The organism is Sphingomonas sp. GW821-FHT10F11 (genome assembly GCF_058809095.1).
Genome location: NZ_JBXASH010000001.1, coordinates 966,480 through 992,452, shown reverse-complemented (window position 1 = coordinate 992,452; position 25,973 = coordinate 966,480). Strand labels below are relative to the sequence as shown.

At 65.5% G+C, this 25,973-nt stretch carries 32 protein-coding genes; 19 read left to right on the top strand and 13 right to left on the bottom strand.

Annotated elements, in window-relative coordinates; genetic code table 11:
- The first annotated feature begins 16 nt into the window (after positions 1-16).
- The 6 genes from AC1RT8_RS04875 (at position 17) to yfiB (ending at position 4,806) form a co-directional block, all read left to right on the top strand.
- Positions 17-265 (top strand): type II toxin-antitoxin system Phd/YefM family antitoxin, encoded by a 249-nt coding sequence (locus AC1RT8_RS04875; protein ID WP_493074452.1) that lies wholly within the window; start codon positions 17-19, stop codon positions 263-265.
- A complete protein-coding gene (locus AC1RT8_RS04870) occupies positions 265-762 on the top strand; it encodes a type II toxin-antitoxin system VapC family toxin (protein ID WP_493074451.1) in 498 nt (165 codons plus the stop codon). The genes AC1RT8_RS04875 and AC1RT8_RS04870 overlap by 1 nt, the downstream gene beginning before the upstream one ends.
- Positions 759-2,318, top strand: a complete 1,560-nt coding sequence (locus AC1RT8_RS04865) for a tryptophan halogenase family protein (protein WP_493074450.1) — start codon at positions 759-761, stop codon at positions 2,316-2,318. The genes AC1RT8_RS04870 and AC1RT8_RS04865 overlap by 4 nt, the downstream gene beginning before the upstream one ends.
- A gap of 211 nt (positions 2,319-2,529) precedes the next feature.
- Positions 2,530-3,075, top strand: a complete 546-nt coding sequence (yfiR, locus tag AC1RT8_RS04860; RefSeq protein ID WP_493074449.1) for a regulatory sequestration protein YfiR — start codon at positions 2,530-2,532, stop codon at positions 3,073-3,075.
- Positions 3,072-4,292, top strand: a complete 1,221-nt coding sequence (dgcN, locus tag AC1RT8_RS04855; protein WP_493074448.1) for a diguanylate cyclase DgcN/YfiN — start codon at positions 3,072-3,074, stop codon at positions 4,290-4,292. Before yfiR ends, dgcN begins: the two co-directional genes overlap by 4 nt.
- 22 nt (positions 4,293-4,314) lie before the next feature.
- Positions 4,315-4,806, top strand: a complete 492-nt coding sequence (gene yfiB, locus AC1RT8_RS04850; protein ID WP_493074447.1) for an outer membrane lipoprotein YfiB — start codon at positions 4,315-4,317, stop codon at positions 4,804-4,806.
- On the opposite strand, the gene AC1RT8_RS04845 is transcribed toward yfiB, so the two are convergent.
- The 3 genes from AC1RT8_RS04845 to AC1RT8_RS04835 all read right to left on the bottom strand — a co-directional run bounded on the left by AC1RT8_RS04845 (position 4,803) and on the right by AC1RT8_RS04835 (position 7,103).
- The gene (locus tag AC1RT8_RS04845) at positions 4,803-5,219 is read right to left on the bottom strand and encodes a cupin domain-containing protein (RefSeq protein ID WP_493074446.1); all 417 of its coding nucleotides are present in this window, start codon (positions 5,217-5,219) and stop codon (positions 4,803-4,805) included. The genes yfiB and AC1RT8_RS04845 overlap by 4 nt on opposite strands.
- Positions 5,216-6,037 (bottom strand): alpha/beta fold hydrolase, encoded by an 822-nt coding sequence (locus AC1RT8_RS04840; protein WP_493074445.1) that lies wholly within the window; start codon positions 6,035-6,037, stop codon positions 5,216-5,218. The genes AC1RT8_RS04845 and AC1RT8_RS04840 overlap by 4 nt, the downstream gene beginning before the upstream one ends.
- Positions 6,038-6,104: 67 nt before the next feature.
- A complete protein-coding gene (locus AC1RT8_RS04835; RefSeq protein ID WP_493074444.1) occupies positions 6,105-7,103 on the bottom strand; it encodes a phosphatase PAP2 family protein in 999 nt (332 codons plus the stop codon).
- 231 nt (positions 7,104-7,334) lie between these two features.
- On the opposite strand from AC1RT8_RS04835, the gene AC1RT8_RS04830 reads away from it, so the two are divergent.
- Positions 7,335-7,844 (top strand): hemerythrin domain-containing protein, encoded by a 510-nt coding sequence (locus AC1RT8_RS04830; protein WP_493074443.1) that lies wholly within the window; start codon positions 7,335-7,337, stop codon positions 7,842-7,844.
- On the opposite strand, the gene AC1RT8_RS04825 is transcribed toward AC1RT8_RS04830, so the two are convergent.
- Positions 7,841-8,308: a hemerythrin domain-containing protein gene (locus AC1RT8_RS04825; RefSeq protein ID WP_493074442.1), complete on the bottom strand. Its 468-nt coding sequence runs from the start codon at positions 8,306-8,308 to the stop codon at positions 7,841-7,843. The two genes, AC1RT8_RS04830 and AC1RT8_RS04825, sit on opposite strands and share 4 nt — an antisense overlap.
- A gap of 101 nt (positions 8,309-8,409) precedes the next feature.
- Here AC1RT8_RS04825 and AC1RT8_RS04820 point away from each other — a divergent pair, with 101 nt between their 5' ends.
- The 3 genes from AC1RT8_RS04820 to AC1RT8_RS04810 all read left to right on the top strand — a co-directional run bounded on the left by AC1RT8_RS04820 (position 8,410) and on the right by AC1RT8_RS04810 (position 12,338).
- Positions 8,410-8,580 carry a hypothetical protein gene (locus tag AC1RT8_RS04820; RefSeq protein ID WP_493074441.1) on the top strand — a complete coding sequence of 57 codons (171 nt, stop codon included), beginning with the start codon at positions 8,410-8,412 and terminating at the stop codon, positions 8,578-8,580.
- A 192-nt stretch (positions 8,581-8,772) separates the two neighbouring features.
- The gene (locus AC1RT8_RS04815) at positions 8,773-10,707 is read left to right on the top strand and encodes a S9 family peptidase (RefSeq protein ID WP_493074440.1); all 1,935 of its coding nucleotides are present in this window, start codon (positions 8,773-8,775) and stop codon (positions 10,705-10,707) included.
- A gap of 113 nt (positions 10,708-10,820) precedes the next feature.
- Positions 10,821-12,338: a hypothetical protein gene (locus AC1RT8_RS04810; protein WP_493074439.1), complete on the top strand. Its 1,518-nt coding sequence runs from the start codon at positions 10,821-10,823 to the stop codon at positions 12,336-12,338.
- Positions 12,339-12,362: 24 nt separating this feature from the next.
- On the opposite strand, the gene AC1RT8_RS04805 is transcribed toward AC1RT8_RS04810, so the two are convergent.
- Entirely contained in the window at positions 12,363-14,150 is a 1,788-nt protein-coding gene (locus AC1RT8_RS04805) for an aspartyl protease family protein (protein WP_493074438.1), read from the bottom strand.
- A 123-nt stretch (positions 14,151-14,273) separates the two neighbouring features.
- Between AC1RT8_RS04805 and AC1RT8_RS04800 the strand changes: the two genes are divergently transcribed.
- A complete protein-coding gene (locus AC1RT8_RS04800) occupies positions 14,274-14,786 on the top strand; it encodes a DUF2867 domain-containing protein (RefSeq protein WP_493074437.1) in 513 nt (170 codons plus the stop codon).
- A gap of 13 nt (positions 14,787-14,799) precedes the next feature.
- On the opposite strand, the gene AC1RT8_RS04795 is transcribed toward AC1RT8_RS04800, so the two are convergent.
- Positions 14,800-14,955, bottom strand: a complete 156-nt coding sequence (locus AC1RT8_RS04795; protein WP_493074436.1) for a hypothetical protein — start codon at positions 14,953-14,955, stop codon at positions 14,800-14,802.
- A 227-nt stretch (positions 14,956-15,182) separates the two neighbouring features.
- Here AC1RT8_RS04795 and AC1RT8_RS04790 point away from each other — a divergent pair, with 227 nt between their 5' ends.
- From AC1RT8_RS04790 to AC1RT8_RS04780, 3 genes are all read left to right on the top strand, one after another.
- Complete coding sequence (locus AC1RT8_RS04790) at positions 15,183-16,115, top strand: hypothetical protein (protein ID WP_493074435.1); 933 nt, start codon at positions 15,183-15,185, stop codon at positions 16,113-16,115.
- 59 nt (positions 16,116-16,174) lie between these two features.
- The gene (locus AC1RT8_RS04785; protein WP_493074434.1) at positions 16,175-16,618 is read left to right on the top strand and encodes a GFA family protein; all 444 of its coding nucleotides are present in this window, start codon (positions 16,175-16,177) and stop codon (positions 16,616-16,618) included.
- Between the two features lie 76 nt (positions 16,619-16,694).
- Positions 16,695-16,997, top strand: a complete 303-nt coding sequence (locus tag AC1RT8_RS04780; RefSeq protein ID WP_493074433.1) for a hypothetical protein — start codon at positions 16,695-16,697, stop codon at positions 16,995-16,997.
- Positions 16,998-17,042: 45 nt separating this feature from the next.
- On the opposite strand, the gene msrA is transcribed toward AC1RT8_RS04780, so the two are convergent.
- On the bottom strand, positions 17,043-17,552 hold the full coding sequence (gene msrA / locus AC1RT8_RS04775; protein WP_493074432.1) for a peptide-methionine (S)-S-oxide reductase MsrA: 510 nt from the start codon (positions 17,550-17,552) through the stop codon (positions 17,043-17,045).
- On the bottom strand, positions 17,549-17,998 hold the full coding sequence (msrB, locus tag AC1RT8_RS04770) for a peptide-methionine (R)-S-oxide reductase MsrB (protein WP_493074431.1): 450 nt from the start codon (positions 17,996-17,998) through the stop codon (positions 17,549-17,551). The genes msrA and msrB overlap by 4 nt, the downstream gene beginning before the upstream one ends.
- A 160-nt stretch (positions 17,999-18,158) precedes the next feature.
- Here msrB and mddA point away from each other — a divergent pair, with 160 nt between their 5' ends.
- Positions 18,159-18,893 (top strand): methanethiol S-methyltransferase, encoded by a 735-nt coding sequence (gene mddA, locus AC1RT8_RS04765; RefSeq protein WP_493074430.1) that lies wholly within the window; start codon positions 18,159-18,161, stop codon positions 18,891-18,893.
- Positions 18,894-18,905: 12 nt separating this feature from the next.
- Entirely contained in the window at positions 18,906-19,289 is a 384-nt protein-coding gene (locus tag AC1RT8_RS04760; RefSeq protein WP_493074429.1) for a VOC family protein, read from the top strand.
- A 16-nt stretch (positions 19,290-19,305) separates the two neighbouring features.
- Here AC1RT8_RS04760 and AC1RT8_RS04755 read toward each other — a convergent pair whose 3' ends face one another.
- Positions 19,306-19,665, bottom strand: coding sequence for a VOC family protein (locus AC1RT8_RS04755; RefSeq protein WP_493074428.1), 360 nt, complete (start codon positions 19,663-19,665; stop codon positions 19,306-19,308).
- Complete coding sequence (locus AC1RT8_RS04750; RefSeq protein ID WP_493074427.1) at positions 19,662-20,621, bottom strand: threonine ammonia-lyase; 960 nt, start codon at positions 20,619-20,621, stop codon at positions 19,662-19,664. The genes AC1RT8_RS04755 and AC1RT8_RS04750 overlap by 4 nt, the downstream gene beginning before the upstream one ends.
- A gap of 94 nt (positions 20,622-20,715) precedes the next feature.
- On the opposite strand from AC1RT8_RS04750, the gene AC1RT8_RS04745 reads away from it, so the two are divergent.
- The 3 genes from AC1RT8_RS04745 (at position 20,716) to AC1RT8_RS04735 (ending at position 22,041) form a co-directional block, all read left to right on the top strand.
- On the top strand, positions 20,716-21,195 hold the full coding sequence (locus tag AC1RT8_RS04745; RefSeq protein WP_493074426.1) for an Lrp/AsnC family transcriptional regulator: 480 nt from the start codon (positions 20,716-20,718) through the stop codon (positions 21,193-21,195).
- 97 nt (positions 21,196-21,292) lie between these two features.
- Positions 21,293-21,571 carry a hypothetical protein gene (locus AC1RT8_RS04740; protein WP_493074425.1) on the top strand — a complete coding sequence of 93 codons (279 nt, stop codon included), beginning with the start codon at positions 21,293-21,295 and terminating at the stop codon, positions 21,569-21,571.
- 71 nt (positions 21,572-21,642) lie between these two features.
- Positions 21,643-22,041 (top strand): response regulator, encoded by a 399-nt coding sequence (locus AC1RT8_RS04735; RefSeq protein WP_493074424.1) that lies wholly within the window; start codon positions 21,643-21,645, stop codon positions 22,039-22,041.
- 307 nt (positions 22,042-22,348) lie between these two features.
- On the opposite strand, the gene AC1RT8_RS04730 is transcribed toward AC1RT8_RS04735, so the two are convergent.
- From AC1RT8_RS04730 to AC1RT8_RS04720, 3 genes are all read right to left on the bottom strand, one after another.
- Positions 22,349-23,152 (bottom strand): DUF6454 family protein, encoded by an 804-nt coding sequence (locus AC1RT8_RS04730; protein WP_493074423.1) that lies wholly within the window; start codon positions 23,150-23,152, stop codon positions 22,349-22,351.
- A gap of 236 nt (positions 23,153-23,388) precedes the next feature.
- Entirely contained in the window at positions 23,389-24,627 is a 1,239-nt protein-coding gene (locus tag AC1RT8_RS04725; RefSeq protein WP_493074422.1) for a DNA cytosine methyltransferase, read from the bottom strand.
- Positions 24,627-25,844, bottom strand: a complete 1,218-nt coding sequence (locus AC1RT8_RS04720; RefSeq protein ID WP_493074421.1) for a hypothetical protein — start codon at positions 25,842-25,844, stop codon at positions 24,627-24,629. Before AC1RT8_RS04720 ends, AC1RT8_RS04725 begins: the two co-directional genes overlap by 1 nt.
- Positions 25,845-25,973 lie beyond the last annotated feature (129 nt).

The following is a 25,973-nucleotide window of genomic DNA, read 5'->3' as shown; positions in this document are numbered from 1 at the left end:
TTCGGGAATCGGCACGATGAAGCTCGTCTCAAGCCGCGATTTCAACCAGGATGTGACCGCTGCGAAGCGGGCCGCGCGACTCGAACCGGTGTTCGTCACCGATCGCGGCAAGCCGACCCATGTGCTGATGAGCATCGACGCCTTCCGGCAGCTTACCGGCCAGACCGAGACGATCGTCGATCTGCTGGCGATGCCGGGCCTGCCGGAGATGGATCTGACGGGCAGCGCCGATGAAGCCTGGAGCCGGCAAGAGGGGATTGGCTGATGTATCTGCTCGACACCGGCGTGGTCTTCGAACTGCGCAACGCGCGCTCGGGACAGACCGATCCGCGTTTCGCGAGTTGGGCCGCGGGACTTGCCCGGCAGAGCCTGTTCATTTCCGCGCTGACCCTGCTCGAGCTGGACAGCGGTGTGGCGCGCACGGCGAAACGCGACAAGGCCATCGGCATGGCACTGCGCCAATGGATCGACAACCAGGTGCTCGGCGCATTCGACGGGCGCATCCTGCCGGTCGATGCCGCGATCGTACGGCGGCGTGGCCAATTGCCTTTCGCCGATCCGCGCGACGGGCTGCTCGCCGCGACCGCGGTCGAGCACGGGCTGACCCTGGCGACGCGCCATCCGGGTGCCTTCAAGGCAGGCCGGGTCAAGCTGATCAACCCCTGGGCCTATACGCCAGATGCGGCCGAGGAGGATGGCGACTGGCGACAGGCGGCGAAGGCCGGGCCACTCTGGCTCAAAAACCTGTTCGTCAGGGCATGATCATGGGGCAAGACGGCGGCATGAACCGGAAGCGCAGCATCCTGATCGTCGGCGGTGGCACGGCCGGCTGGATGACGGCGGCGTACCTCGCCAAGTTCCTCGAGCTGTCCGGCAACGAACGGCTCGAGATCAGGCTGCTCGAATCGCCCGAGATCGGCATCATCGGGGTGGGCGAGGGCACTTTCCCGACGATCCGAAACACGCTTCAGTTCATCGGCATCGACGAGAGCCGTTTCATCCGTGAAACCTCGGCGACCTTCAAGCAGGGCATCCGCTTCGTCGACTGGGTGCACACGCCGAAAGAGGGCGAGCACAGTCATTTCTTCCATCCGTTCGAGGCGCCCTTCCATGTCGAGGGGGTGAGCCTGGTGCCCTATTGGCTGTTGCAGGACGAGAAAACGCGCCGGCCCTTCGCCGAGGCGATGACGATCCAGAACCGCGTGGCCGAGGCGCAACGCGGGCCCAAGGGGCCGGGCGAAGGCGATTTCTCCGGTCCGCTCAGCTATGCCTATCATTTCGACGCGACGATGCTGGCGAACATCCTGGCTGAGCGGGCGCGCGCGCTTGGCGTGATTCACCTCCAGGGCCTGGTCAACCATGTCGAGATCGGCGAAACCGGCGCGATCGACCATGTCGTCACGGCGGAGCAGGGCCGGCTCGACGCCGATCTCTACATCGACTGCACCGGATTCCGCGCCGAGCTGATCGGGCGAGCATTGAAGGTGCCGTTCAAATCGGTCCGGTCGATCCTGTTCACCGACCGGGCGCTCGCCTGCAAGATCCCCTATGAACGGCCCGACGCGCCGATCGAGAGCTACACCATCGCCGCCGCGCATGAGGCCGGATGGACCTGGGACATCGGGTTGAACGGCGCGCGGGGGATCGGCTGCGTCTATTCGAGCGACCATATGTCCGACGACCGTGCCGCCGAGATCCTGCGCGACTATATCGGACCTGGCGCGCAGGAGTTCGTGCCGCGCCGGATTCTGTTCGAACCGGGCTATCGCGAGCGGCAATGGGTCAAGAACTGCGTCGCGGTTGGCCTGTCGGGCGGTTTCCTCGAGCCGCTCGAATCGACCGGCGTACTGGTCATCGAGGCGGCGATCGGCATGATCGCCGAGATGTTCCCGCATAACGGCCCGGTCGATGCGCCGGCGCGGCGCTTCAACGAGTTGATGGCGGCGCGCTACGACAATATCGTCAATTTCCTGAAGCTGCATTATTGCCTGAGCCAGCGCAGCGAGCCCTTCTGGCGCGACAATGCCGATCCCGCCTCGATCCCCGAGCGCCTCACCGAGATGCTCGACCAGTGGCGGCACCGGCCGCCGGGCCGGTTCGACTTCACGCTCGACCTCGAATCCTTCGCCTTCTTCAACTATCAGTACATTCTCTACGGCATGGAATTCAGGACCGACCTGGCGCCCAGCCGCAGCGACTTTCCCAATGTCGGCGCAGCGGAGAAGACCTTCGCCCGAATCCGCAATTTCGGGGAGCGTGCGACGCTCGACCTGCCGCCGCACCGCGCGCTGATCCAGCAGATCAACGGCGCGGGCTGAGGCCTCTCCATTGCAGTTTCGTCGCATTGTCCGCCGGGCAATGTCGGATGCGCTTGCCAGTCATCGGCCGGCGCCTGTAAGGCTGTGACGGTATAGTAACCAGTTGTGTAACCAAACTCATCCGCCTGTTGTCTAGTCCAGCCAACCACCCTTCGCGATCCGCGAACCTCCTTCGGGAATGTGCGGTCGTGCGTGTGGCAGGGCTGCCGCGATGCTGACCCCGATCGCGCTGATCGCGTACCTGTTCTCGACACTGCCGACTGCTGCTGGTTTTCCCGTCCGGACCCGGATCGCGCCGGGCCCCGACCAGCAGGCCCGTGCCGTCGCGCGCATGGTCGGCGGGATCATCAGCTATACGCGCTGGCCGGACGAGCCCGTCGCGGCGACGCGGCTGTGCGTGATGGGCAAGGCGCGCTTCGCCGGCCGGCTGGGTGAGGCAGGCCAGGTCGTGGGGCGCACCGTCTCCGTCAACTATCTCGCGGCCGGGGCCACGACGATCGGCCAGGGGTGCGACGTCCTGTATCTTGGTGCGATGGCCACGGAAGGCAGCCAGCGGGCGATCGCTTCGATCCGTGGCCGGGGGGTGCTGTCGATCGCCGAGTCCGATCCCTTGTGCCGGGGCGGTGCGATGTTCTGCCTCGAGATCGACCAGCTGGAGATATCGTTCCGGCTCAGCGTCGATGCCATTTCGCGGGGGGCGGTGCGGGTCGATCCCCGTGTCCTGCGTCTGTCGGATGCCAATGGAGACGATTCGTGAGCCCGGCCGCACGCCAGCTCCCGACCCTTCGCGCGGTGCTCGCGCGGGTGCATTTCCGCGTCACGCTGTTCGCGGTCGGCATGGCCGGGCTGACGGTGCTGCTCGCCGGCTTCGCGACGATCGCCGGCTATGCCCAGCAGAACCTGTACCTGATCGCGCAGTCGGCCAGCTATACCGTCGCGCCGGCGGTGATCTTCGACGATCCGGATGCCGCGCGCGAAAGCGTCGCCCCGCTCGCGGCGGCCAATGGCGTGGCCGAGATCGTCATCGCGTCGCGTGGCGGGCGCGAGCTGGTCCGGCTGGCGCATGGGCGAGAGCAGCGCGACATGCTGGGGATCGACGGGCTGACCGAGCGGCTCGTCTTCCCGACGATCGTCACGGCGCCGGTCGTGCACCGCGGCGTAACGATCGGCGAGGTGCGGGTGCGCGGCGACCCGGCAGTGGTCGCGGGCTATATTCGCAGCGGCCTGGCGGGGGCGCTCGCCTGCCTGGTGATCACCGCGATCGCGACCCATTTCCTGGCCAGCCGGCTGCAGCAGAGCGTGATCGGGCCGCTGCGCGAGATCGCCGCCGTCGCGCACAGCGTGCGGGAGGAGCGCAGCTTCGGCCGCCGCGCGCCGCCGGCAGGGATCGCGGAGATCGACGCGCTGGGCGACGATTTCAACGCCCTGCTCGACGAACTGGACAAATGGCACGCGCATCTGCGGCGCGAGCATGAGGAACTGAGCCACCAGGCGCGGCACGACACGCTGACCGACCTGCCGAACCGCGCCGATTTCGAGCATCACCTCGCCGTGTCGCTTGAGCAGGCGCTCAGCGACGGCGAGCCCTTTGCGATCCTCTATCTCGACGGCGATGGCTTCAAGGCGGTGAACGACCGATATGGCCATACGGCGGGCGACCATGTGCTGGTGGAGATCGCGGCAAGGCTGAAGGCGTCGGTACGCGCCCAGGATATCGCCGCGCGGCTCGGCGGCGACGAGTTCGCGGTGCTGCTGCCCGCGCCGAGCGGTCGCGAGGCCGTCACGCGGGTATGCGAGAGCCTGGCCCAGCGCATGGCGGAGCCGATCTCGCTGTCCTCGGGCGAGACGCTTATCCTCGGGCTCAGCGTCGGCGCCGCGGTGTTCCCGGAGGATGGCAGGGACGCCGCGACGCTGCTCAACGCGGCGGATGCGGTGATGTACGCGAGCAAGCAGGCCCGTGCACAACGATCATGACCAAGGGAAAGGCGGTTCGACCATGATGCCCCGACTGCTTCCGAAGATGTTGCTCGGCATCGGCCTGTTGCTGCTCGCGGCGTGCCAGACCATGGCCGATCATGGCGGTTGGACGAGGGCGCAGATCGCGGCACTCCGCTCCGGCGGATTCGTGAAGACGCCGCGCGGCTGGGAATTCGGCATGCAGGACCGCTTGCTGTTCGCGAGCGACGAGAGCGACATCCGGCCGGAACAGGTGACGATCATTCGCAATATCACCGGCCGCCTGGTCGCGGTCGGCATCCGCCGGGCGCAGGTCGAGGGGCATGCGGACGACACCGGGACCGCGCGGCACAATGATGCACTGTCGGTGCGCCGCGCGTCGGCGGTGGCGGAAGCGATGGCCGGAGGCGGCATGCCGCGCGGCAACATCCTGGTGGAAGGGTTGGGCGAACACCATCCGATCGACACCAACGCGACCGCGGCGGGCCGGCAGGAGAATCGCCGCGTCGTGATCCTGATCGCCGCGCCCTAGCGGGGCGACCAGCCGGGCGGTGCGAGCTCGAAGCCGGAGAATTCGAAGGCCGGAGTGACGATGCAGCTCACCAGCGCCCAGCCGAGCTGCGCTTCCGCCGCCTGCCAGGCATTGGCCGGAACGATCGCCTGGGGGAGCTGCCCCGCCAGCACATCGCCACCGAGCAGATGCTCCTGCGGCGTGCCGTCGTCGATCAGCAGCCGCAAGGGGCTGCCGGCGTGCCACAGCCACAGCTCCACCGCGTCGACGCGGTGCCAGTGCGAGCTTTGGCCGAGGTCGAGCAGGAACAGGATCGCGGTCGCCAGCCCGCGCGCCTGGTCGTGCGCGGGCTGGCGGAACGTCTCGCGATACCATCCGCCCTCGGGATGGGGTTCGAGCCCTAGCCGGGCGATGAGAGCGGCGGCGTCGGTCATGCCTTGATGAAGGCCAGCAGGTCGGCATTCAGCACGTCGGGATGAGTCGTGCACATGCCGTGCGGATAGCCGGGGTAGATCTTCAAGGTCGGCTTCTGGACCAGCTCGGCCGAGAGCAAGGCCGCATCCTTGTAAGGCACGATCTGGTCGTCGTCGCCGTGCAGGATCAGGCAGGGCACGTCGATCTTCTTCAGATCCTCGGTGAAGTCGGTCTCCGAAAAGGCCTTGATGCAGTCGTAATGCGCCTGGGCGGAACCCGTCATGCCCTGCAGCCACCAATGATCCATGATGCCCTGGGAAATTTGCGCGCCTTCGCGGTTATAGCCGTAAAAGGGGAAGGGCACGTCCTTGTAGAGTTGCGCGCGGTTGGCGGCGAGTTGGGTGCGGAAGCCGTCGAACACCTCGATCGGCGTGCCGCCGGGGTTCTTGTCGCTCTTGACCATGATCGGGGGCACCGCGCCGATCAGCACCGTCTTGGCGACGCGCGACGTGCCATGCCGCCCGAGATAGCGGGCGACTTCGCCGCCGCCGGTGGAATGGCCGATATGGACCGCGTCCTTCAGGTCGAGCGCCGCGGTCAGCTCCGCGACATCGTCGGCATAGGTGTCCATCTCGTTGCCGAAGGACGGCTGGCTCGAACGGCCATGGCCGCGGCGATCATGGGCGATCACGCGGTAGCCCTGGGCGAGGAAGAACAGCATCTGCGCGTCCCAGTCGTCCGCGGTCAGCGGCCAGCCGTGATGGAAGACGATGGGCTGTCCGGTGCCCCAGTCCTTGTAGAAGATCTCGGTACCGTCCCTGGTCGTGATCGTGCTCATCGCGGTATCTCCTCGGGGGGATGAAGATGGGTCGCGGGCCGGACCGTCCGTCCGCGATGGGCGTGATCTAGGCCGGCATGATGACACTTTCCATCATCCCTAAGGATGAACGGCGTGCTTCCAGGTGCTTGACGGCGACGATCGCGACGAGCGCCACCAGCGCTCCGGCGATCATGTCAGACAGATAGTGCGTGCCCTCGACCGGCGTCGACAGCAGCATCGCGATATTGAGGATGGTCAGTGGCCAGCGCAGCCGGCGGAACGGCCAGGCGGCGGCGATGTAGAGCACCGCGCTCGCGGTGTGGAAGCTGGGGGCCGACACCAATCCGCGCAGGTTACCCAGGTCGACGTGACTCATCAGGTGCAGGCGCAGTTCCGGGATGATCGTGGATTCGGAGAGCTGGCTGACCGGCATATAGGGGATCGGGCCCTGCCACAGAAAGGCGAGCGGTCCCTCCGCCGGGAAGAAGCGGAACAGGATCAGCGACATGACCGCGGCGAGCCAGAAGGAGGCGATGAACGAACGCGCGGCACCGCGATGGTCGTGCCAGGCGAAATAGCCGAGCAGGATCGCGGGCGTCACGAAGATGCTTTGATAGGCGGCAATGCCGAGCAGCTGCAGCGAGCGGTGCGCCGCGACCAGATCGTACCAGGCGATCCAGTTGAAGCGCAGCATCGCGTCGATCCGCTGCAACGTCGGATCGATGAAGCCGTGGCTGCCGGCCGATAGCGGATAGGTCGCGGTCGCGCCCATCAGCGAGATCAGGATGAACAGCCCGAAATATTCGGCCACGTCGCGTACGATGCGGCGTCCTTTCGTCGGTGGGTGGCGCAGGGCGTAACGGGTAGCGGCCGCGGCGATGCCCAGGGTGGAAAAGACGAGCGTGCTCCATGCCCAGGGATCGATCCTGAGCCCCTGCCACGCCATCAGCCCGATCAGGGTGGCGAGGCTGAGCAAGGTCCCGCCCATCACCCATGTACCGGGGATCGCATGGGCCGCGGCGTCGGAAAGCGAGGGATTCTGGAGGCGTGCGGTACGGAAGGCCGATCGGGAGAAGTGGAGCAAGCGCGTGCCTCGAATGGGGCGCCGTGAGCGGCGGTCCTGTGATCTGGTTCACGATCGCCGTGATGTGCCCGCGATAGCGTGAACTGTCCGTGACGTCTGCATGAACTTGTCGTTCGTGATGCATCCGACCTGATCTGCATCAACGCGGATCGCTAACGACTCGCAACAGGTTGAGATCGCGGAACGAACCCGATGCGCTGCGGTTGATTCCGCGACAAGCAGGAGGTTCTCATGGCCGATACGAAACAGGATGCGATCGCTCTCCTCAAGGCGGATCACCGCATGGTGGAGGCATTGTTCGAGCAGTTCGAGGGCGCGACCGGCTCGACGAAGAAGCAGAAGATCGCGATGCAGATCTGCCTTGAGCTGACCGTCCATGCCCGGATCGAGGAGGAGATCTTCTATCCGGCCTGCGAAGGCAAGATCGAGGAGGACCTGCTCAAGGAAGCCTATGTCGAGCATGACGGCGCCAAGGTGCTGATCGCCGAGATCGAGGCGGGCAGCCCCGACGACGACTATTACGACGCGAAGGTGAAGGTGCTGTCCGAGCAGATCGAGCACCATGTCGAGGAGGAAGAGAAGCGCATGGAGGGCATGTTCTCCCAGGCGCGGCACGCCGGGATCGACATGGATGCGCTGGGCGAGCAGCTCCGCGCGCGGAAGGAGGAACTGGTTGCGACCTACCAGGTGTCCGGACTGCCCAGGCCGGAAACGACGACGCTGGAGACGGTGACGGTCTAGGCTGCTTTCGAGGCGGCACTGGCGCAATTGGCGGGGAGATCGGGTTGCCGGTCGACCCGCTGCACCGGCATGAAGTGATAGATGCCCGTTTCCTCCGCCGCGACCCGGGCGCGCAGACGCCGGATGAGGGTCTGCACGCTACGGCGATAACCCGGCCAGTCCCGGGCTTCGGGAAGACCCCTCCAATCTGCCATGTGCCGTTCGAAATCGGCATGCAGCGTCCGTAGCTGGGCGTAGGACTGGGCGGCGAGTTGGGCGATATGCGGGCGCCGGTCGTCCATCAGCGGCACCACCACCAGCGCCTCGTCGTTGGACAGATGGGCCAGTACCTCGCGGGTGAAGCTCCATAATTTCTGGGTGAAGATACCGGGCGCTTCCGGGAAAGGGCCTGCCGCCATGGCGTCGAGCGCGTCGGCCATTTCCAGGACACGGCGGTGCTCCGCTTCCAGCTTTGCGATCGGCATCGATTTCCCCTTGCGTTGGACTCGACGCCTAGCGGCGTGACGGCAACCAAGGTGTTGACGGGGGGCATTGTGAAAATACGTAGCACGCCAATTCTGCCGCAATGGAAAACGCACCCGGAAGGTCGGTCGCCAAATGGAACGGCCAGCTTGTGAGACTGTTGTGTTGCCAACGAAACAATCGAGAGGAGCATATCGTGGGTAAAGGCATCTTGCTGTGGCTGATCGGCATTCCGCTCCCGATCATTATCCTGCTGCTGATCTTCTGGCATTGATCCGGTGCGGCGCGATCCTGTGTCGCGCCCCCCTTTGGCGAGGACAGGCAAGAAAGTCGGCGAGGGCAGCATAGTCGGGTATCTGGCATATTGCCGGTATTCCAACGCTCTCGCTCCATCGTGACGCGGATTTCATTGTCACTGGTCCTGGTGGGCGGATAGAGTCGCTCCGGAGTGCGGGGGATGATTCCGGTGAAGAAATTACGGCGATTTGCAGCTCTCGGCTTGGTCGCGGTTGCCGGGAGCGGCGCGGCGCCTCTCGCGGATGATCCGTCGAAAGTCGCCGAGGCATTCGGCGCCCAGCCCTGGGTGCAGAGCGTCAGCCTGTCGCCGGACGGCAAGCATGTCGTTTTCGTGTCGCCCGGCGCCGGACCGATGAACGTGGCGATGGTGGAGGACGTCACCACCGGCGACAGGAAGACCATCACCTATGCGGACGGCAAGCCGCTGAGGATCACCGATTGCGGCTGGTCCGCCAACGACCGGCTGGTCTGTCAGCTTTACGGTGTCTCGGTCCTGGAGAATCGCAAGCTCGGCTGGAATCGCATCGTCGCGGTCAATGCCGATGGCACCAGGCCGCTCGCGATGGGAAAGCCCAATCGCTCCATGTATTATGGCCCCAGGACCTATGATGGCCGCGTTGTCGACTGGCTGTCGGGAGACGGCCAGATACTGATGGTCCGTTTCCTGAAGGACGGCTCGATGGGCCTGGAGCGGGTCGACACGCGCACGGCGAATGGGGAGAGGATCAAGGATTATCCCTACGCCCAAAGCTACATCACCGACGGCAATGGCGTGGTCCGTATCACCGCTGAATACAACTTCAACAACCAGTATAATTATACGGGGAAGGTCACCTATCGCTATCGGCCCAGGATCGGTGACGACTGGCAGGTCTTCAGCAAGATCGATGCCGACGAAAAGGGCCTGAGGCCGGCCGTCATCGACGCGCAGAAGAACATTGCCTATGCCTTTCAGAAGCTCGACGGGCGCGATGCGCTGTACAGCGTCGCGCTGGACGGCACGATGAAGACCGACCTGGTCTTCGCCCACCCCCAGGTCGATGTCGGCGGGGTCGAGACGATCGGCCGGCACGAACGGCCGATCGGCTATCGCTACATCACCGACCGGCAGCATGTCGTCTATTTCGATCCGGAATATCACGCCCTGGCGGTCAGCCTGACCAAGGTGCTGCCGAACCTGCCGACGATCGTCTTCTCCGGGGCGAGCGCTGACGAGCGCAAATTACTGGTGTTCGCCGCGAGCGATGTCGATCCGGGGCATTATTATCTGTTCAACCGCGACACCAAGCGACTGACCGAGGTGCTGGTGGCGCGCCCCGAGCTCGAGAAGCGGAAACTGGCGGAGCAGCGCGCCATTTCCTATCCGGCCGCGGACGGGACGATGATCCCGGCGTACCTTACCCTCCCGGTGGGATCGGGCGGGAAGGGGTTGCCGGCGATCGTGATGCCGCATGGCGGACCGGCATCGCGCGACGTTTGGGGCTTCGACTGGCTCGCCCAGTTCTTCGCGGCCCGGGGCTATGCCGTGTTGCAACCGCAGTTCCGCGGATCGACCGGCTATGGCGATGCCTTCCTGAACGAGAGCGGGTTCAAATCCTGGCGCACCGCGATCGGCGACGTGACCGATGCCGGGCGCTGGCTGACCAAACAGGGCATTGCGGATCAGGAGCGGCTCGGCATCTTCGGCTGGTCCTATGGCGGCTATGCGGCGCTCCAGGTCAATTATCTCGACCCAGGACTGTTCAAGGCAGTGGTCGCGGTGGCGCCCGTGACCGATCTGCAGGCATTGCGGAATGATTCACGTGAATCGCAGAATGCCGTGCTGGTTTCGAAATATGTCGGGTCGAACGCCAACGCGGCCGAAGGATCGCCGGTGCGGCACGCCGATATCTTCAAGGCACCCGTACTGATGTTCCATGGCGACCAGGATCTGAACGTCGACATCAAGGATTCGCGGAAGATGGATTCGGCGCTGCGGGCGGCAGGCAAATCAACCCGGCTGGTCATCTTTCCAGGGCTGGATCATCAGCTCCATGACAGCACGGTGCGCACCGACATGCTGGCGCAATCGGATGCGTTTCTGGCGAAGGCGCTGAAGCGTTGAGACTCGCGCTGAACGTGCCGATCTATCGAGAGTCGAGACGATCACGGCGCGAACCGATTGGCTCCGAATGAGATTTCGCGCACGGTGAGGCGAATCGGATTTCGGGGGAAGTTATGTCGTCTGTCAATCATGCCGGTTTGTTGATGTTGCTGATGGCAATCGGCGGATCGGCCGCCGCTCCCGCGCGCGCCTTTCCGCCGGATCGAACAGAATTAACACGGCAGGATTTGGCGGTGTGGGCTCAGGCCGCCGCGGCATATGATCGCGGCGACTGCGCGACGGCGATGAAGGTGGTGGAGCCACGCCTGAAACCACCCCTCGCAAAGGAAGCGCCTGAAAAGGTGCTGGCGATGGGATACGACATGGCAGTTAGCTGCGCGATCAGGAATGGAGAAGGCGATGCCGCATATCGGTATGCGGTCGAGGGCACCGCGCTGAACGAAGCTTCCGACTTGATCTGGCGGTTCCGCCTCGCGACCGAACTGCAAAAGCAACAATATGCCCCTGCTGTAGTGACCATCGAAGCGCTGACTCAGGGACGCACCGCCGTGCTGAACGGTACGCCCATCCGATGGCTGATCGACCTTTCGCGAGAGTTGAAGGATCGCCGTCAGGGCGACGCTCGTCGTCGCCTTCTCAAAGCCCTACTTGAGAATGGCTATTTGCCCGATGATCCTTTCGAGCCGGTCGACCTGTTTCGCCACCAATATGCCGAGATATTGTTTGCGGCGGGCGACAAGCCGAGTGCGGCGGCGCAGATTCGAGAGATCGTCGAGCCCTATCTGGCCAACCAGATCAGCTTCGATGCCAGGTTCCGATCGATGTTGTCCCCCACGTTCGATGTGCGCGCCAATGTCGAGCGGCGCCTTGAAGAGGCGCGGTCGTTGATGCGGCAGCATCCCGATCAGTTGGCGCCGATCGTCCAGGCCGGAATCCGCCTGCGCCAGTTGGGGCGGCCGAAAGAAGCGCTCGCCGTGCTGGAAACGGCACGGCCGTTGGTCGGACGTGAGGGCGCCTTCACCGATGTGTCGACTAAGCTGAACTGGTGGTGGGACGGGATCGCCAACAGTCATGCAATGCTCGGGCAGTATGACGAGGCCGTCGCGGCCATGAAGTCCGGTGCCAGTGCGCAGGAGCAGGGTGGAATCAATGTCAGCCAGCTGATCAATCTTGCCAGCGTGCAAACGCGTTTTGGCAAGCCGGAACTCGCCCTGACGACACTAACGCCGTTCGCTGCCTCGAAACGCCCGGTCAGCCCGTTTGGGGAGATGGCGCTGCGCAGCACCCGAGGATGCGCAAATATCCTCGCGGGGAGGAAAGAGGCCGCAGCGGCCGACCTCGCCTATGCCAAGGCGCATGAAACGGATAGTCGTCGTGCGCTGGCGGAGCTCCAGCTATGCATGGACGACCTGGACGGCGCCGCAGCCACCATCATCCGGCAGCTCGAAGACCCCGAGCGGCGCATCGCTACATTGGTCGACCTCAGTGATTTCGACGAGCCGCCGGTGGTCCTTCCGGCCGATCCCATTGAGGTGAACTTGAAAAAGGTCAGGGCCAGACCGGATGTACAGGCCGCGATCGCGCATGCTGGTGGCACCCGTCGAATCCATCTCCAGAACGTGGAATTGTAACGGCGAACCGGCGAGCGTGCGTCGTTATTCCGGAACCTCGAGCCCGATCTTCTTCGCTCTTTCCGGCAGGTCTTTCTGCAGGGCCACGGCGGCATCGATGTCGGCCTTGGCCTGGGCGGTCATGCCCTTGCGGTGCTCGACCACGCCGCGTCCGTAGAGCGACCAGGCCATTTTGGGTTCAAGCGCGAGCGCGGCGTTGTAATCGGCCAGCGCCTTGTCGAGATCGCCGTTGCGCAGGCGGGCGAGGCCGCGGCTGTCGAGGAAGGCGGCGGTCTTCGGACGGAGCCTGAGTGCGCGGTCGCAATCGCCGATCGCCTTGTCCAGGTCCTTGCCGGCAAGGGCACGCGCCCAGCAGCGGCCGTTGAGCGCCATCGGCATGCGGTTGTCGGCAGGATGGGCGGCGATCCAGCGATCAAATTGGGCCACTGAGGCGCCTGGATCGTCGAGCGATTCGTAATGGCCCGCGAGGGACAGGCGCATATCGGAGGATTCCGACAGCATATGCTCCGCCGCGTCCACATCCGCGCGCGCGCCGGCCCTGTCCTCCGCGCGGAAGCGCAGTCCGGCTCGCATCAGCAGCGCTTCGGGATAGGCGGGCTTCAAGGTCAGCGCGCGATCCAGATCGCTCCGCGCGTCGCCGGGTTTCTCGGTGCGGATCAGGACCAGTGCGCGCTGATAGCGATAATCGGCATTATCGGGTGCGAGGTCGACCGCGCGGGTGAGGTCGGCCAAGGCACCCTTGAAGTCGCTGCGCGCCGCGCGCGCATTGCCGCGAAGGCTGAAGTCCTGCGCGGTGGCAGGGCCGGCGGCGGTTCCGGTCGCGCCCGAGCCAGGCGCGGTCTTCGCTTCCGCCGCGGCGGCCATCGTCTGGGCCTTCCTGACGCTGAGATCGAATACAGGACCGCCATTATAGGTGAAGAAGATGCGACGTTGCGCGTTCGACACATAGACCCGATGCGACAGGAAGAAGTCCGCGCCGATCAGCATGTCGAAATCGGTCTCGTTGATGTCGGCGAAACGCAGGCGGATCTTGCGGATCTCCTCGTCGCCGATCTTCAGGCTCTGGAACGGCCCGATCCAGCTGGCATAGGTGCGCCGCCCGATGCCGCCGGACTCGCCGGCGGGTTCGACGCCGGGCGAGTCCGGCCTGATCCCGGCCCGCGCGGCGGCGCTTTTGGTCAGCATCGTGGTCGCGGCGCCGGTATCGAACATTGCCCTGATCTTCACGCCGTTCAGCATCACGGTGCCGGTGGTGTGCGGCGCAAGCGGCGTGGGCGCGTCGATCTCGATCATGGAAACGGCGAGGTTCTTTTCCGACGCCCAATAAGCGAGGTTCACATTGCCGCAGTTCTTCGACTTCATCAGCCGGATCGCGCCGCCGGCAAGATCATATTCCACGTCGCCGATGCCGAGGACGTTCTGGCCGAGCAGTCCGGTGCCGCCCATCTCGCCGCCGCCGACCATGAACTCGATATTGTGCAGATTGGCCTCGCCCAGCCCGAAATCCTTCACCCGGGCGATGGAAATGCGCGTATCCCCGCCGATGCCGGTCACCCGAATGTTCCCCGGGGCGGCGCCGAGCCTCAAGCCCAGCTCGGCGGCCGAGCCCGGCGAGATGTTGCTGTAAAAGGCGCCGCTGTCGACGATGAACCTGACATCATGGCCATTGATCCTGGCCGGCACCATCGGGCGGAGGCCGGACATGGTGACGGGCAGCTCCAGCATCTTGCCGACGGAGCATTTGGTTTCGGCCGACGCGGGAAGGGTGGCGGCGCCGGCGGCGAGCGCGGCAAGAATGGGGAGAGTCCGCACCTGAGGTCCTTCTTTTGTCGCGCTATCGCAGGGCATTGGTCGCGCGCCGGGGCGGCGCGGTCAACAGGGTGTCGTGCGGATTGGTTGTTTCGGCCGTGCCGTGGGTTCGTGCTACGCAGCACCATGAGCAAAGCCCGCGAGGTACCCGCCCCGACCGACAGCATGCTGGCGCCGCTTTATGCGGGCGCCGACCTGGTGGACGCCTATGCCATCGCGCTGCCGGCAGAGGCGACGGGCGATATCGAGCGGCTGGCGCGCGCGGTGCTTGGCCGGCCTGCGGGCTGGGTGCGGGGGCTGATGCGGATCCGCGATGGGGTGATGGCACCGCTCGGGGTGAAGACATCGGCCGCGATCGCGCGGGACCGGCCGGGCGAGCGGATCGATTTCTTCCCGGTGCAGGGTCGTTCGCCGCGCGAACTGGTGCTGGGCGAAGACGACCGGCATCTCGATTTCCGCACCTCCACGCTGATCCGCGATGCGGCGGGGGAGGGGCGGGAACTGGTCGCGACCACCGTGGTGCACTGCCATAATGTGCTGGGGCGCATCTATCTGGCGGTGATCACGCCGTTCCACCGGGTGATCGTGAAATCCTATCTGACGCGGGCGGGGCAGCGGGGCTGGCCGGTCGGGCCCTAGGCGACCGCTACGATCAGGCGGCGACCGCCGCCTTGCCCCGCGCCGCAAGCAGGTTCTTCAGGACGGCAACCCGCTGGCGTTCCGCGCTCCAGTCCCGGGAGGGATGTGCCTGGATCTGGTCGAGCAGGGCGCGGAGTTCCTTTTCCCATTGTGCGCCATTGATGGACATATGTGCCTCCATGCGTTGCGTTCCGCCCGATGAACGGGGGCGACGAGGACCGGTTCCGCATCCTGTCGGGGTTGCGGGGCAGACCGGCGAAAGGCGGATCCGGCAACGGTCTGGACCCGGAATGCCGTCTGAAAATGAAGGTAAACCTCGATCTGCCTCCGCACAACCTCCATTGACGGGATACTCCATCGATGTGATGATGTATCAAATAACGGGAGAGATCGACGATGCGTACCCTGTTGCTGGCGACGACCTGCCTGTGCCTCGCGGCCTGCGGCAAGGCTCCTGACGGGGAGGCCGATTCAGCGTCGACCTCCTCTGCGCCCACCGCCCAGATGCAGCCGCCCCAGACGTCCGATCGGGCGATGACTTATGATGTGGCTGCTCCACCCGCTGCCGTTGCGCCGGGCGGGATCGGGGTGACCGCCGCGCCGGGCGTCGCCTTTTCCTATCATTACGCGTTCCGCCTGCCCTCGACCCGCATCGCCGCCGCACAGGAGGCGCATGCCCAGGCCTGCGAGAAGCTCGGCGTGGCGCGGTGCCGGATCACCGGCATGCGATACCGGCTGATCGGCGAGAACAATGTCGAGGCGATGCTCGCCTTCAAGCTCGATCCGGCGATCGCCCGCGACTTCGGCAAGAAGGGCATCGGCGTGGTCGAGGCCGCGCAGGGCACTCTGGTCGATGCCGAGATCACGGGCAACGATGCGGGCGCCGCGATCAGCCGGCTGAATACCCAGCGGAGCCGCGCCGCCGAAGAGCTGAAGCGGATCGATGCCGAACTGGCCAAGCCCAAGCTCTCCGAGGAGGAGCGCGCGGAATTGCAGCGCCAGCGCGCCGAGATCACGCAGAGGATCGAGGCGACCAAGGACAGCACGGCGGAGCAGCAGGAGAGCCTGGCCGATACGCCGATGGTGTTCGATTATGGATCGGGCAAGGCGGTCCGCGGCTTCGACGCGAGCTCGCCGCTGACCAGCGCGGCGGATACCGCGATCGGATCGGTGCAGGTGACGATCGCCGTCATTCTTGGCCTGCTCGCCTTTTTCGGGCCGCCGGGGATCGTCCTGCTGCTCGGCTGGCTGGCGTGGCGCCGTTTCCGGCCGCGCAAGCGCGCCGCGGTGGCAGCGCCGGCGAGCGAGGATGAGGCAGCCAGTGGCTAGGCGATCGCCGGCACTTTGCGTGGGACGCCGGGCGGCATAGACTGCCCGGCACCTCCTTCATGGATCGGCAGGCCCAGCGCATGATTCCTCGCACCGCCAGCTGTCATTGCGGCGCGCTCGTCCTGCGTTGTGCGGGGGAGCCGAAGAAGATCTCCCTGTGCCATTGCTTGCAGTGCCAGCGCCGCACCGGGAGCCTGTTCAGCGTTGCCGTGTTCTACGGGCGGGAAAAGGTGACGATCGAACATGGGGCGATGGGCAGCTTCGAGCGCGCATCGGCAAGCGGTTTCCCGGTGACCTTCCGCTTCTGCGCGGCGTGCGGGTCCAACGTCTTCTGGGAACCGGCACGGATGCCGCATCTGATCGGCGTCGCGGCGGGGGCCTTCGCCGATCCGGATTTTCCGATGCCGGTGCAGGCGGTGTGGACGAGGGAAGGCCATGGCTGGCTGAGCCTTCCGGAAGGGATCGAGACGTTCGAGGAGAATCCGCTCCCTCGGGGTGCCTGACCGGCTGGCGAGAACGCAACTTTCGGGGCGGTTTGTCGGTTTTGCCGCTATCGTCCTCTTCGATCCGGAGCATCCGATGCGTACCGCCATCCTTGCGCTCAGCGCCTTTTCGCTCGCCATCCCGGCGACATTGGCCTTCCCGAGCAGTGCCGCGGAAGCGCGCACGCGGCATCATTACAACCACGGCACCTACCGGCATCATGGGTGCCGCCATTCGAAGGGCACTACAGGACTCGTCGTAGGTGGTGTCGGCGGTGCGCTGGTTGGTCGGTCGATCTTCGGCCACGGCTTGCTCGGCACGGCCGCCGGCGGTGTGGGCGGCGCCCTGGCCGGTCGCGCGATCGACCGCACGATCACCAAGAAACGCCGCTGCCGCTGATCATTGCGGAATGAAGCGGGGAGGGCCACCCTCCCCGCGATAGCGTCATGCTGCGTCGGCGCGGTGCGGGAGTTTCCAGCCCGGGCGGACGAAGTGGCAGGTATAGCCGTTGGGGATGCGCTCGAGATAATCCTGATGCTCGGGCTCAGCTTCCCAGAAATCGCCGGCTGGAGTCACCTCGGTGACGACCTTGCCGGGCCACAGGCCGGAGGCATCGACATCGGCGATGGTGTCCTCGGCAACCGCCTTCTGCTCCGGGCTCGTGTAGAAGATCGCCGAGCGGTAGCTGGCGCCGACATCATTGCCCTGGCGGTTCTTCGTGCTCGGATCGTGGATCTGGAAGAAGAATTCGAGCAGGGTGCGGAAGCTCGTCACCTCGGGGTCGAAGACGATCTCGATCGCCTCGGCATGGTTGCCATGGTTGCGATAGGTGGCGTTGGGCACTTCGCCGCCGGAATAGCCGACGCGGGTCGAGATCACGCCGGGCTGGCGGCGCACCAGATCCTGCACGCCCCAGAAGCAGCCGCCAGCAAGGATCGCGGTTTCCTGACTCATGCCACTTCCTCCACCTGGTCGAGATATGCCCCATAGCCCTGAGCCGCCATCTCGTCGCGCGGCACGAAACGGAGCGAGGCCGAGTTGATGCAATAGCGCAAACCCCCGCGATCGCGCGGGCCGTCGTCGAAGACATGGCCGAGATGGCTGTCGCCACCCGCCGAGCGCACTTCGGTACGGACCATGCCCAGGCTGGCATCGCGCAACTCGTTCACATTGGCGGGCTCGATCGGCTTCGTGAAGCTGGGCCAGCCGCAGCCGGATTCATATTTGTCGCTGCTGGCGAACAGCGGCTCGCCGGAGACGATATCGACATAGATACCGGGCTCCTTGTTGTTCAGATATTTGCCCGTGCCGGGGCGTTCCGTGCCGCTCTTCTGCGTGACGTAGAACTCTTCGGGGGTGAGGGCGGCGACGGCCTCGGCCGTCTTGCGATACTCGGTCATTGGGTACCTCCGTTTCGGCGAGGGATATGGGGTGGCGGACTCCGTTGTTCCAGAGGACGCCGGCGCGGGCCTGATGTCGATTCCCGCCTATATTCCGGGACTGATCGGTCGCAGCATCGCGCCGTCGCTGATAGGGCGTCATTGCCGTCGGAGCGTGATCATGACCCGCGGATTTTTCCTGCTGTTCGGCCTCGCCGCCTATCTGATCTTCTTTGCCACCTTCCTCTATCTCGTCGCCTTTGTCGGCAACCTGCCCTGGGTGCCGCTGACGGTCGATCGCGGCGGACCGGTCGGCGGCGTGGCGCTCGCCGCGCTCGTCGATCTCGCGCTGGTCGCGCTGTTCGGCGTGCAGCACAGCGTGATGGCGCGTCCGGCGTTCAAGCGGCACTGGACCCGGATCGTGCCGGAACCGATCGAGCGCAGCATCTATGTACTGCTGGCCAGCATCGCGCTGATCATCCTGTTCCTGTTCTGGCGGCCGATCCCGACGGTGATCTGGTCGGTCGAGAATCCGGCGGCCGTGATCGCGATTTATGCCCTGTTCGCGACGGGCTGGGGCATCGTGCTGCTCAGCACTTTCCTGATCAGCCATTTCGAGCTGTTCGGCCTGAAGCAGGTTTGGGGCCATGCACGCAATGCCGCCCCGGTCGCGCCGGTGTTCCGCAAGCCCTTCTTCTACAAGCTCGTCCGGCATCCGCTCTATAGCGGCTTCATCCTGGCCTTCTGGGCGATCCCGGTGATGACCGCGGGGCATCTGCTGCTCGCCATGGCGATGTTCGTCTATATCCTGATCGCGATCCGGCATGAGGAGCGCGATCTGGTCGGCATGTTCGGCGACCGTTATGTCCAGTATCGCGACGAGGTCGGCATGCTTGCGCCGAAGCTGCGCCGCTGAAGGGGCTCACCCGTGCAATTCCCGTCGATATGCCCGGAAATCCCCGTTGCCAGCATCGCCGAGGGCACGGCCTATTATCGCGACAGGCTCGGTTTCACCATCGACTGGGCTGACCCCGGGATTGGTCTTGCCGGGTTGTCGCGGGGTGCGACGCGGGTGTTCATGACCAGCGCCGGGTATCGGACCAACCTCGGCAACCGGGCGCCGATCGTGCTGTGGCTCAATCTCGACAATCGAGCCGAGATCGATGCGCTGCATGCCGAATGGGTGGCCGCCGGCGCTAGGATCAAGCAACCACCGGAAGCCCAGCCTTATAAGCTGTACGAATTCTATGCCGAGGACCTGGACGGGAACATCTTCCGCGTGTTCTACGATTTCGCCTGGGAGGAGAGGTGAGGCGGCGACCCCTCCGTCACTCCGGCCCGTGGCAGACGAATTCGACCAGGCGATCGTCCGGGTCGCGGAGATAGCCGGCATAGTAATTCGGGTGGATATGCGGGGCGAGGGCGGGTTCGCGGTCGGTCCGGTGGCCGGCGTCCCGCCCCATCGCATAGATACGGTCGACCGTGGCGCGATCGGCCGCGCGGAAGGCGAAATGCACATTGGCCGAGGGATCGCCCTCGATCAGGAAGAGATCGAGCGACAGGCCGTCGCCGAACCCCTTGGCCGGGCCGTCGACCGTCAGCGTGTAGCCGAGCAGGGCGAGCAGGTCGGTATAGAAAAGCTGGCTCGCGGCGAGATCGCGGGTCTTGAGCTCGAGATGGTCGATCATGACGGTCGTTCCTTAGGATCGTGAAGGGAGAGTGGCGCGTCGACATTGCCGCCGCACAGCGGGACGACGACCTTCTGCCCGCGCCACCGGTCGGGCTCGGCGATCAGGGCGGCGAGGCCGGCCGCGCCGGCGGGTTCGACGATGAGGCCGAGATGGTCGGCAATCAGCGCCATCGCGGTGCGGATCGCATGGTCGTCGACCAGCACGACATCGTCGACGACGCGGCGCACGCATGCGACGGCATAGGGGATCGGCACACGCACCGCGATGCCGTCAGCGATGGTGTCGGCCTGCGTGCCCATGGCCGCCTCGCCGGTGAGCACGGCCCGCGCCATCGCGGGCGCGCCGGCGGCAGCGACGGCAACGATCCGTACCCCGGGCGCGGCGTGGCGGAACCAGGCGCCGACCCCCGAGACCAGCGCGCCGTTGCCGAGCGGCAGCAGGATGTGATCGAAGGCATCCGCATCGCGCGACAATTCCATGCCGATCGAGCCCGCACCCTCCGCAATGGAGCGCGCCGCGCCGTCTTCGACATAAACCCGTCCGGTGCGGCGGGCATGGTCCTCCGCCTCGGCCTTGGCGGCGTCATAATCGTGGCCGGCCAATCTTACGTCGGCGCCGAGATCGCGCATCGCGGTGACCTTGCAGGCGGTCGCGCCCGTGGCGGCGAAGACGGTGAGCGGCATGGCGCGGCGGCGTGCGGCCCAGGCGAGGCCCTGGCCGAAATTGCCGGCCGATCCGCACACCAGGTGCTCGGCACGGGCCAGCCCGGCGACGAACGCGCAGGCGCCGCGCCCCTTGAAGGAGCGGATCGGGGTGGCCGTCTCGTCCTTGAACTGCACCGTGATGCCGAGCGCGCGGTCGAGCGAGGCGGCGCGGCGCGTCGGGGTGTCGAGAAACACCCCATCGATCGTGTCGCGGGCGGCGGCGATGGCGGTAGCGGAGGGATAGTGCATGACCGGGAGGATATCGCGGCCGGGCACCGGAAATCGGCGAAGGCGTACGTCGAATTGCCGGAATTCGGCGCAATATCGCTATAGATGACGGATCATGGCGAAGACTGACCTGGATCGATTCGACCGCAAGCTGCTGCAGATCGTGCAGCACGAGAACGACCTGACCGCCGAGATGCTCGCGGAGCGGGTCGGCCTGTCAGCTTCGGCCGTGCTGCGGCGGCTGAAGCGGCTGCGGCAGGACGGGGTGATCCTGGCCAATGTCGCGGTGGTCGATCCCGCCAGGGCCGGCAAGCCCGCCTTCTTCATCGTCGCGCTTGAGATCGAGCGCGAGCGGCCGGAGCTGATCGGGCGATTGCGGCAATGGATGACGGCGGAGGCATGCATCCAGGAGATCTTCTACGTGACGGGCACGGCCGACTTCATCCTGGTCGTGACCGCGCCGGACATCGAGGCCTATGACGCGTTCATGAGCCGGCTGGTGGCGGAAAACCCGAACGTGCGGCGCTTCACCACCAATGTCGCGCTTGGTGTCGCCAAGCGCAGCCTGGCGATCCCGATCGCACTGGACGATTGACGGACGCTCGCGGGAAACGGAGAGCGCGCGCCACCGCAACGCCGTTCGCTTTTCGGCAAGGATTGCAGGCTAGGATGCCCCGTCGCACTGGAGGCTGTTGTCCTTGATCGAGATCGAAGTCCAGAACGAGACGCACCAGACCCAGGTCGGGCTGCGCTTCGCCGCCGTCCCGCGGATCGGCGAGGGCCTGCGGCTGCGTCAGCCGGACGGCTTCTGGGCGTCCTATGATGTCATCGATGTGTGGTACCAGAAGGCCGAGTTCGGCGAGATCTGGGTGCCGTATATCCACGTCCGCATGACCGAAGCGGACAAGGCCGTGGTCGCCGCCGCGAGCCAGGTCCTCAGCCAAAGGGAACCGCAGTCATTCACGGTCTGATCAAGCGCCTGGGGAGCCCGGCGGCCATCGGCCGCTCCGCGCCCCTCCCCGCGGACCCCCAGCAGCCGGAAGTGGCGGCGCCCGAACCTGCCGCGCCGCCGCGCCAGCGGCGCTGCCTGCTGGTCGACGATTCGCGGGTGATGCGCAAGGTTGCGCATCGCATCATCTCCGGCCTCGGCTATCAGGTGATCGAGGCCGAGAATGGCGAGGAGGCGCTCGCCCGCTGCAAGGCGGCGATGCCGGACCTGATCCTGCTCGACTGGGAAATGCCGGTGATGACCGGGGTCGAATTCGTCGCCGCGCTGCGCCGGATCGACGGCGGGGTGACCCCGAAAGTGGTGTTCTGCACCTCCAAGTCCCAGACGCCCGACATCTATCAGGGCATCGGCGCCGGGGCCGACGAATATGTCACCAAGCCGTTCGACGAGCAGACCTTGCTGGCCAAGCTGCAGCGGATCGGGGCGGCGTAGGGGCTGAACGTACAAGGCCGCTTGTACCGGCGTCCTGAGAGCAACGACCTATCAGTCCAAAGACTCTTTCGTTCGCAGTCCGGAAGGGTGAGTGATCCTCACGCAACTGTCGACCTGAAAGATAACCGCGAATAGGACTAGAACAGCAATAACACCCCAAGTGCCACAGCCATTGTCCCTGCCGCGGCCGTCTTCTACCGGCGGCGAATTGGCTTCCTCTGGCACCGGATCCTCCAAGAAAACTCCGTTTTTTGGCGCGTGATGGGCGGTAGGCGCACCGATAAACACGATGTCGAATCGTGGATACCTAAACCTCCCGATCCCCCAGCCGGAAATGGAACAACCGGCTCGGGCCGTCTTCGGGCACGAGGAACAGGTCGTGGCCCTTCACTGCCATGCCTTCGCCCGTATAGGCCCTGGCGCGGTCGGTGACGCCGGTGCGTGCCGTCCGCACGAGCTTCATCGACGGCCAGTCGATCCAGTCGATCGTCCCGCTGATCGGCGTCACCACGCCGCCCGCGACGAGCTGACCATCGACGAACTTGATGTCCTGATAGCGTGTGGGGAAGGGGTTGGGCACGACCCGGACCTGCTTCCCGCTGGGCAGGTCGAAGATGCGCAGCAACTGGCTGTCCCAATTGCCCGCGACGAGCGTGTCACCCGATACCGCGACGCACCCGAGATGGTCCGCGACGGGGATCCTGCGGCGCACCGCCAGGGAGTCCGTGTCGATCTCCATCAGCGTGGCGGAGCTGTTCGGCGTCATTTCCGCCACGGCAACCCAGATCGACCCCTGGTGGAGCGACATCCCGCCCGGATGATATCGGGGGCCGTCCGTCAGCTCCAGCCGCCGCAGCAATTTGCCGCTATGCCGGTCGAATTCATGGAGATAGCCTCTGTGCTTGGCGAGATCGACCGAGGTGATCCAGATGCGCCGGCTGTCGAGATCGACGCCCTGGACGTGAAACAACTCCCCGGCGAGGGGGAGGGTGCCCATGAGCTGCGCGTGCTCGATCGGGTCGCTGCTCTCCTGCTGCGCCGCCGCCGCGGTCAGGCTCAGCAACAGCAGGGAGAGGGCGGTCAGAGCGGTCCGTATCGTCTTGCGCGGCATATCGTGTCGCTCCCGGCTTTCGGTTCATCCGCACTGGATGCGCGCCCGGTAGCGTCGTTATGCGACGGTGATGTGAATGGGGGCGGTGGGGCTGATTGTTTGACCGACGGTGACGTGGGCGGCTGGATCTCGGTGCACGCGCAAAAACCCCTGATCCGGGGTGCTATGGGTGCTGGTCGAGCGACCTCGCTATTTTGAATTGGTTATTGCACGTGGACTATACCGCAATCCGATCGCTATTCGGCAGCGACAGCGACATGATCCCTCTCGGACGCACGAAATCCGCGTCCTGTGCCAGGGTGCGCAGTATGTTCGCCCTTGAGTGCCAGATAGGAAGCGGGAACCGACGCTGGCGCCTCCGCCGACGGCGTGGTTTCGGCGCGCGCTCGCTGCAATTTCGACTCCTGCGTTGAGGCGGGGGTTGCTAGCAACTGTGTCCGGATGGCGCGCGCAAGTACCTCTGCCAGCAGCGACGGCACGGCATTTCCCAGCTGCTTCTGCGCATCAATCACCGAGCCAAGCACCACGAAGTCGTCCGGAAAGGTCTGGAGCCTGGCCATCTCACGCATGCTCAGGCGCCGGCTGGTCCAATGAAACGGGCCAGTGGCAGGCCCGGGCTGTGCCTGCAGGGTCCAGGCCGGTTGATCCTTTGCGAGCTTGAGCAGGAACGACCAGTACCGCCGGCGCCACCCGAAAAGCGGCTCCCCGCCGCCGCGGTCGGTATGATGGAGATAGTTCTGACCCTCCGGAATCGAGGGAAGCAGGCCTGCCCATTTGCCTTTTAGTTCCAGCGTGGCGTCGTGCGGGGCAGGTAGGTCATTCAGCGCGTCCCACGCCGTCAGCCAGCGACGCCGATTGTCGCCGGGGCGCTGCCCGTCAGGGCCAACATGTGTGGCCTCGGGAAAACGGAAGGACGTTCCGTTGCGCGCCGCCACAACGAACAGGCGCCGTCGTAGCTGCGGGACACCGTAATCGGCAGCGTTGAGCACCGCGATCTCCGGCTTGTACGCGGTGCCGTAGCGCTCGTTGATCACCGCTACCGCGTCGCGGATGTGCGCCAGGCCTTCATCCTTGCCGCGAAAGCCGAGCCCTTCGACATTCTCGAGCAGGAAGGTACGAGGGCGCGCCTCCTCAAGGATTCTCAAATAGTGGTCGATCGTGGTCGCGCGCGGGTCGTCGAGCCTGCGCGCTTCTCCGGTCGCCCAGAATCCCGACTTGGAGAAGGGTTGGCAGGGAGGGCCACCGATGAGGATGTCGGCTTCGCCAACCTCAAGCCCGCCTACTTCGAGCAGCTCCTCGGTCGGCACCTGGCCGACATCGCGCGCGATCACCGGCCAGGAACGGTTGGCGCGCAGCGTCTCGACGCAGCGCCCGTCCATCTCGACCGCGACCGCAGTGTCGAACCCCGCCGCCTCGAATCCGAGATCGAGCCCGCCAGCTCCCGTGAACAAGCTGATTGCCTTGAGACGCTCCATCACGTGGTCCCTACACGCGCATAAGCGACCTCGAAAGCCCGTCCGGCCTCGCTCGTCCACCGTCTGTCGATCAGCACCCGATTGTCGAGCTTTCCGGGGCAGCCGGAGCGCGGATCGAGCAGATAGGGATCTACATAGCGGAACTCCCACTCCTCGCTGATCGCGTGCAGGCATCCGGCGACGACGTCGAAGTCGGTCGGCGCATAATAGCGCGAGCAGGGGTCGGATTTGGAGGCACGGGTGCGCTGAAAGTCGATCTTGGCAAGCCCCGCGGCGTTGGTCTGCCGCAGCACGTTCTTGCACTCGATGAGCAGGGGCGGGCCCTCGCGCCAGCGCACCCTGAGATCGGCGCCGCCTTCCTCGTCGAGTCGCTCGCAGTATGTGACACCCGCGGTACGGCTCAGCACGTCGCGAAGCTTCTCCTCGGCGACCCAGCCGCGCACCGCCATCTTGAGTCGCCTCGCCCCGGCGATCAGCTCGAGGATTTGCTCGGGCTCCAGCTCGAACTCGGCGGCGAGCGGATGAATGGCGGCATTGGAAAATGCAGGACCGTCGCCTGCCGTGTCGGGCGCGCCGCTCGCGAACAGTTCGGGGCGCACCGCGAGCAGGTGCCGGTCGCCCGGCGACAAGCCTTGCGCGGCGCGCTCGAAGCGGATGAGGTCGAGGAACGCATCCCTGGTGCCGCCGACCAGCGTCTCGAAGCCGTAGGTGCGCTCGCCGGGCTTGAGATCCTTGCGCCCACGGCTCTCGCGCTCCCAGGCATGCCAGCCGTCGCGCCTGATCGCCTGCGCGTGGCGTTCCTTGAACTCGAGCCGGATATAGAATCGCGTCGGGTTATGCATCTCGGGGTCGGCCGCGACGAAGAAGCCCTCTTTGGGGTCGATTCCGAGGAACAACGTCGTGTAGAGTCCAAGCGGGTCCTGGAACAGCGTATGCAGCTTGCCGTCGTTCGGCCCGTACTTGATCTGGAAGCTGCGCTCGTCCTGCGGGCGATTGACCTTGGTCGGTGACTCGTTGGCGAGGAACGCATAGGCGACGACGCCCATTCGCTCGCCCGTTGCCGTCTCGAAGTTGATCACGAACGGCGCCTCGCCAGGATCGGACGCGTGCAGGATGCGGCAGCCCGACGCGCGCAGGCTGTCGAGCATGAAGCCGACCAACGGCGCCCGCGCGGCGCGCTGGACTCGGTAGCGGCGAAGTCCCAGAATCATGGTCATGATAGTGGCCGAGGACGAGGCGATAGAAAAGCGCGCATGTGTGGCTTGGTGGCGCTACGCTCTTGAAGGGGTGCTCGATACGCGTCTGAACTCGAACCCAAGGTCCGCCGATCAAGAGTCTGGACTGTC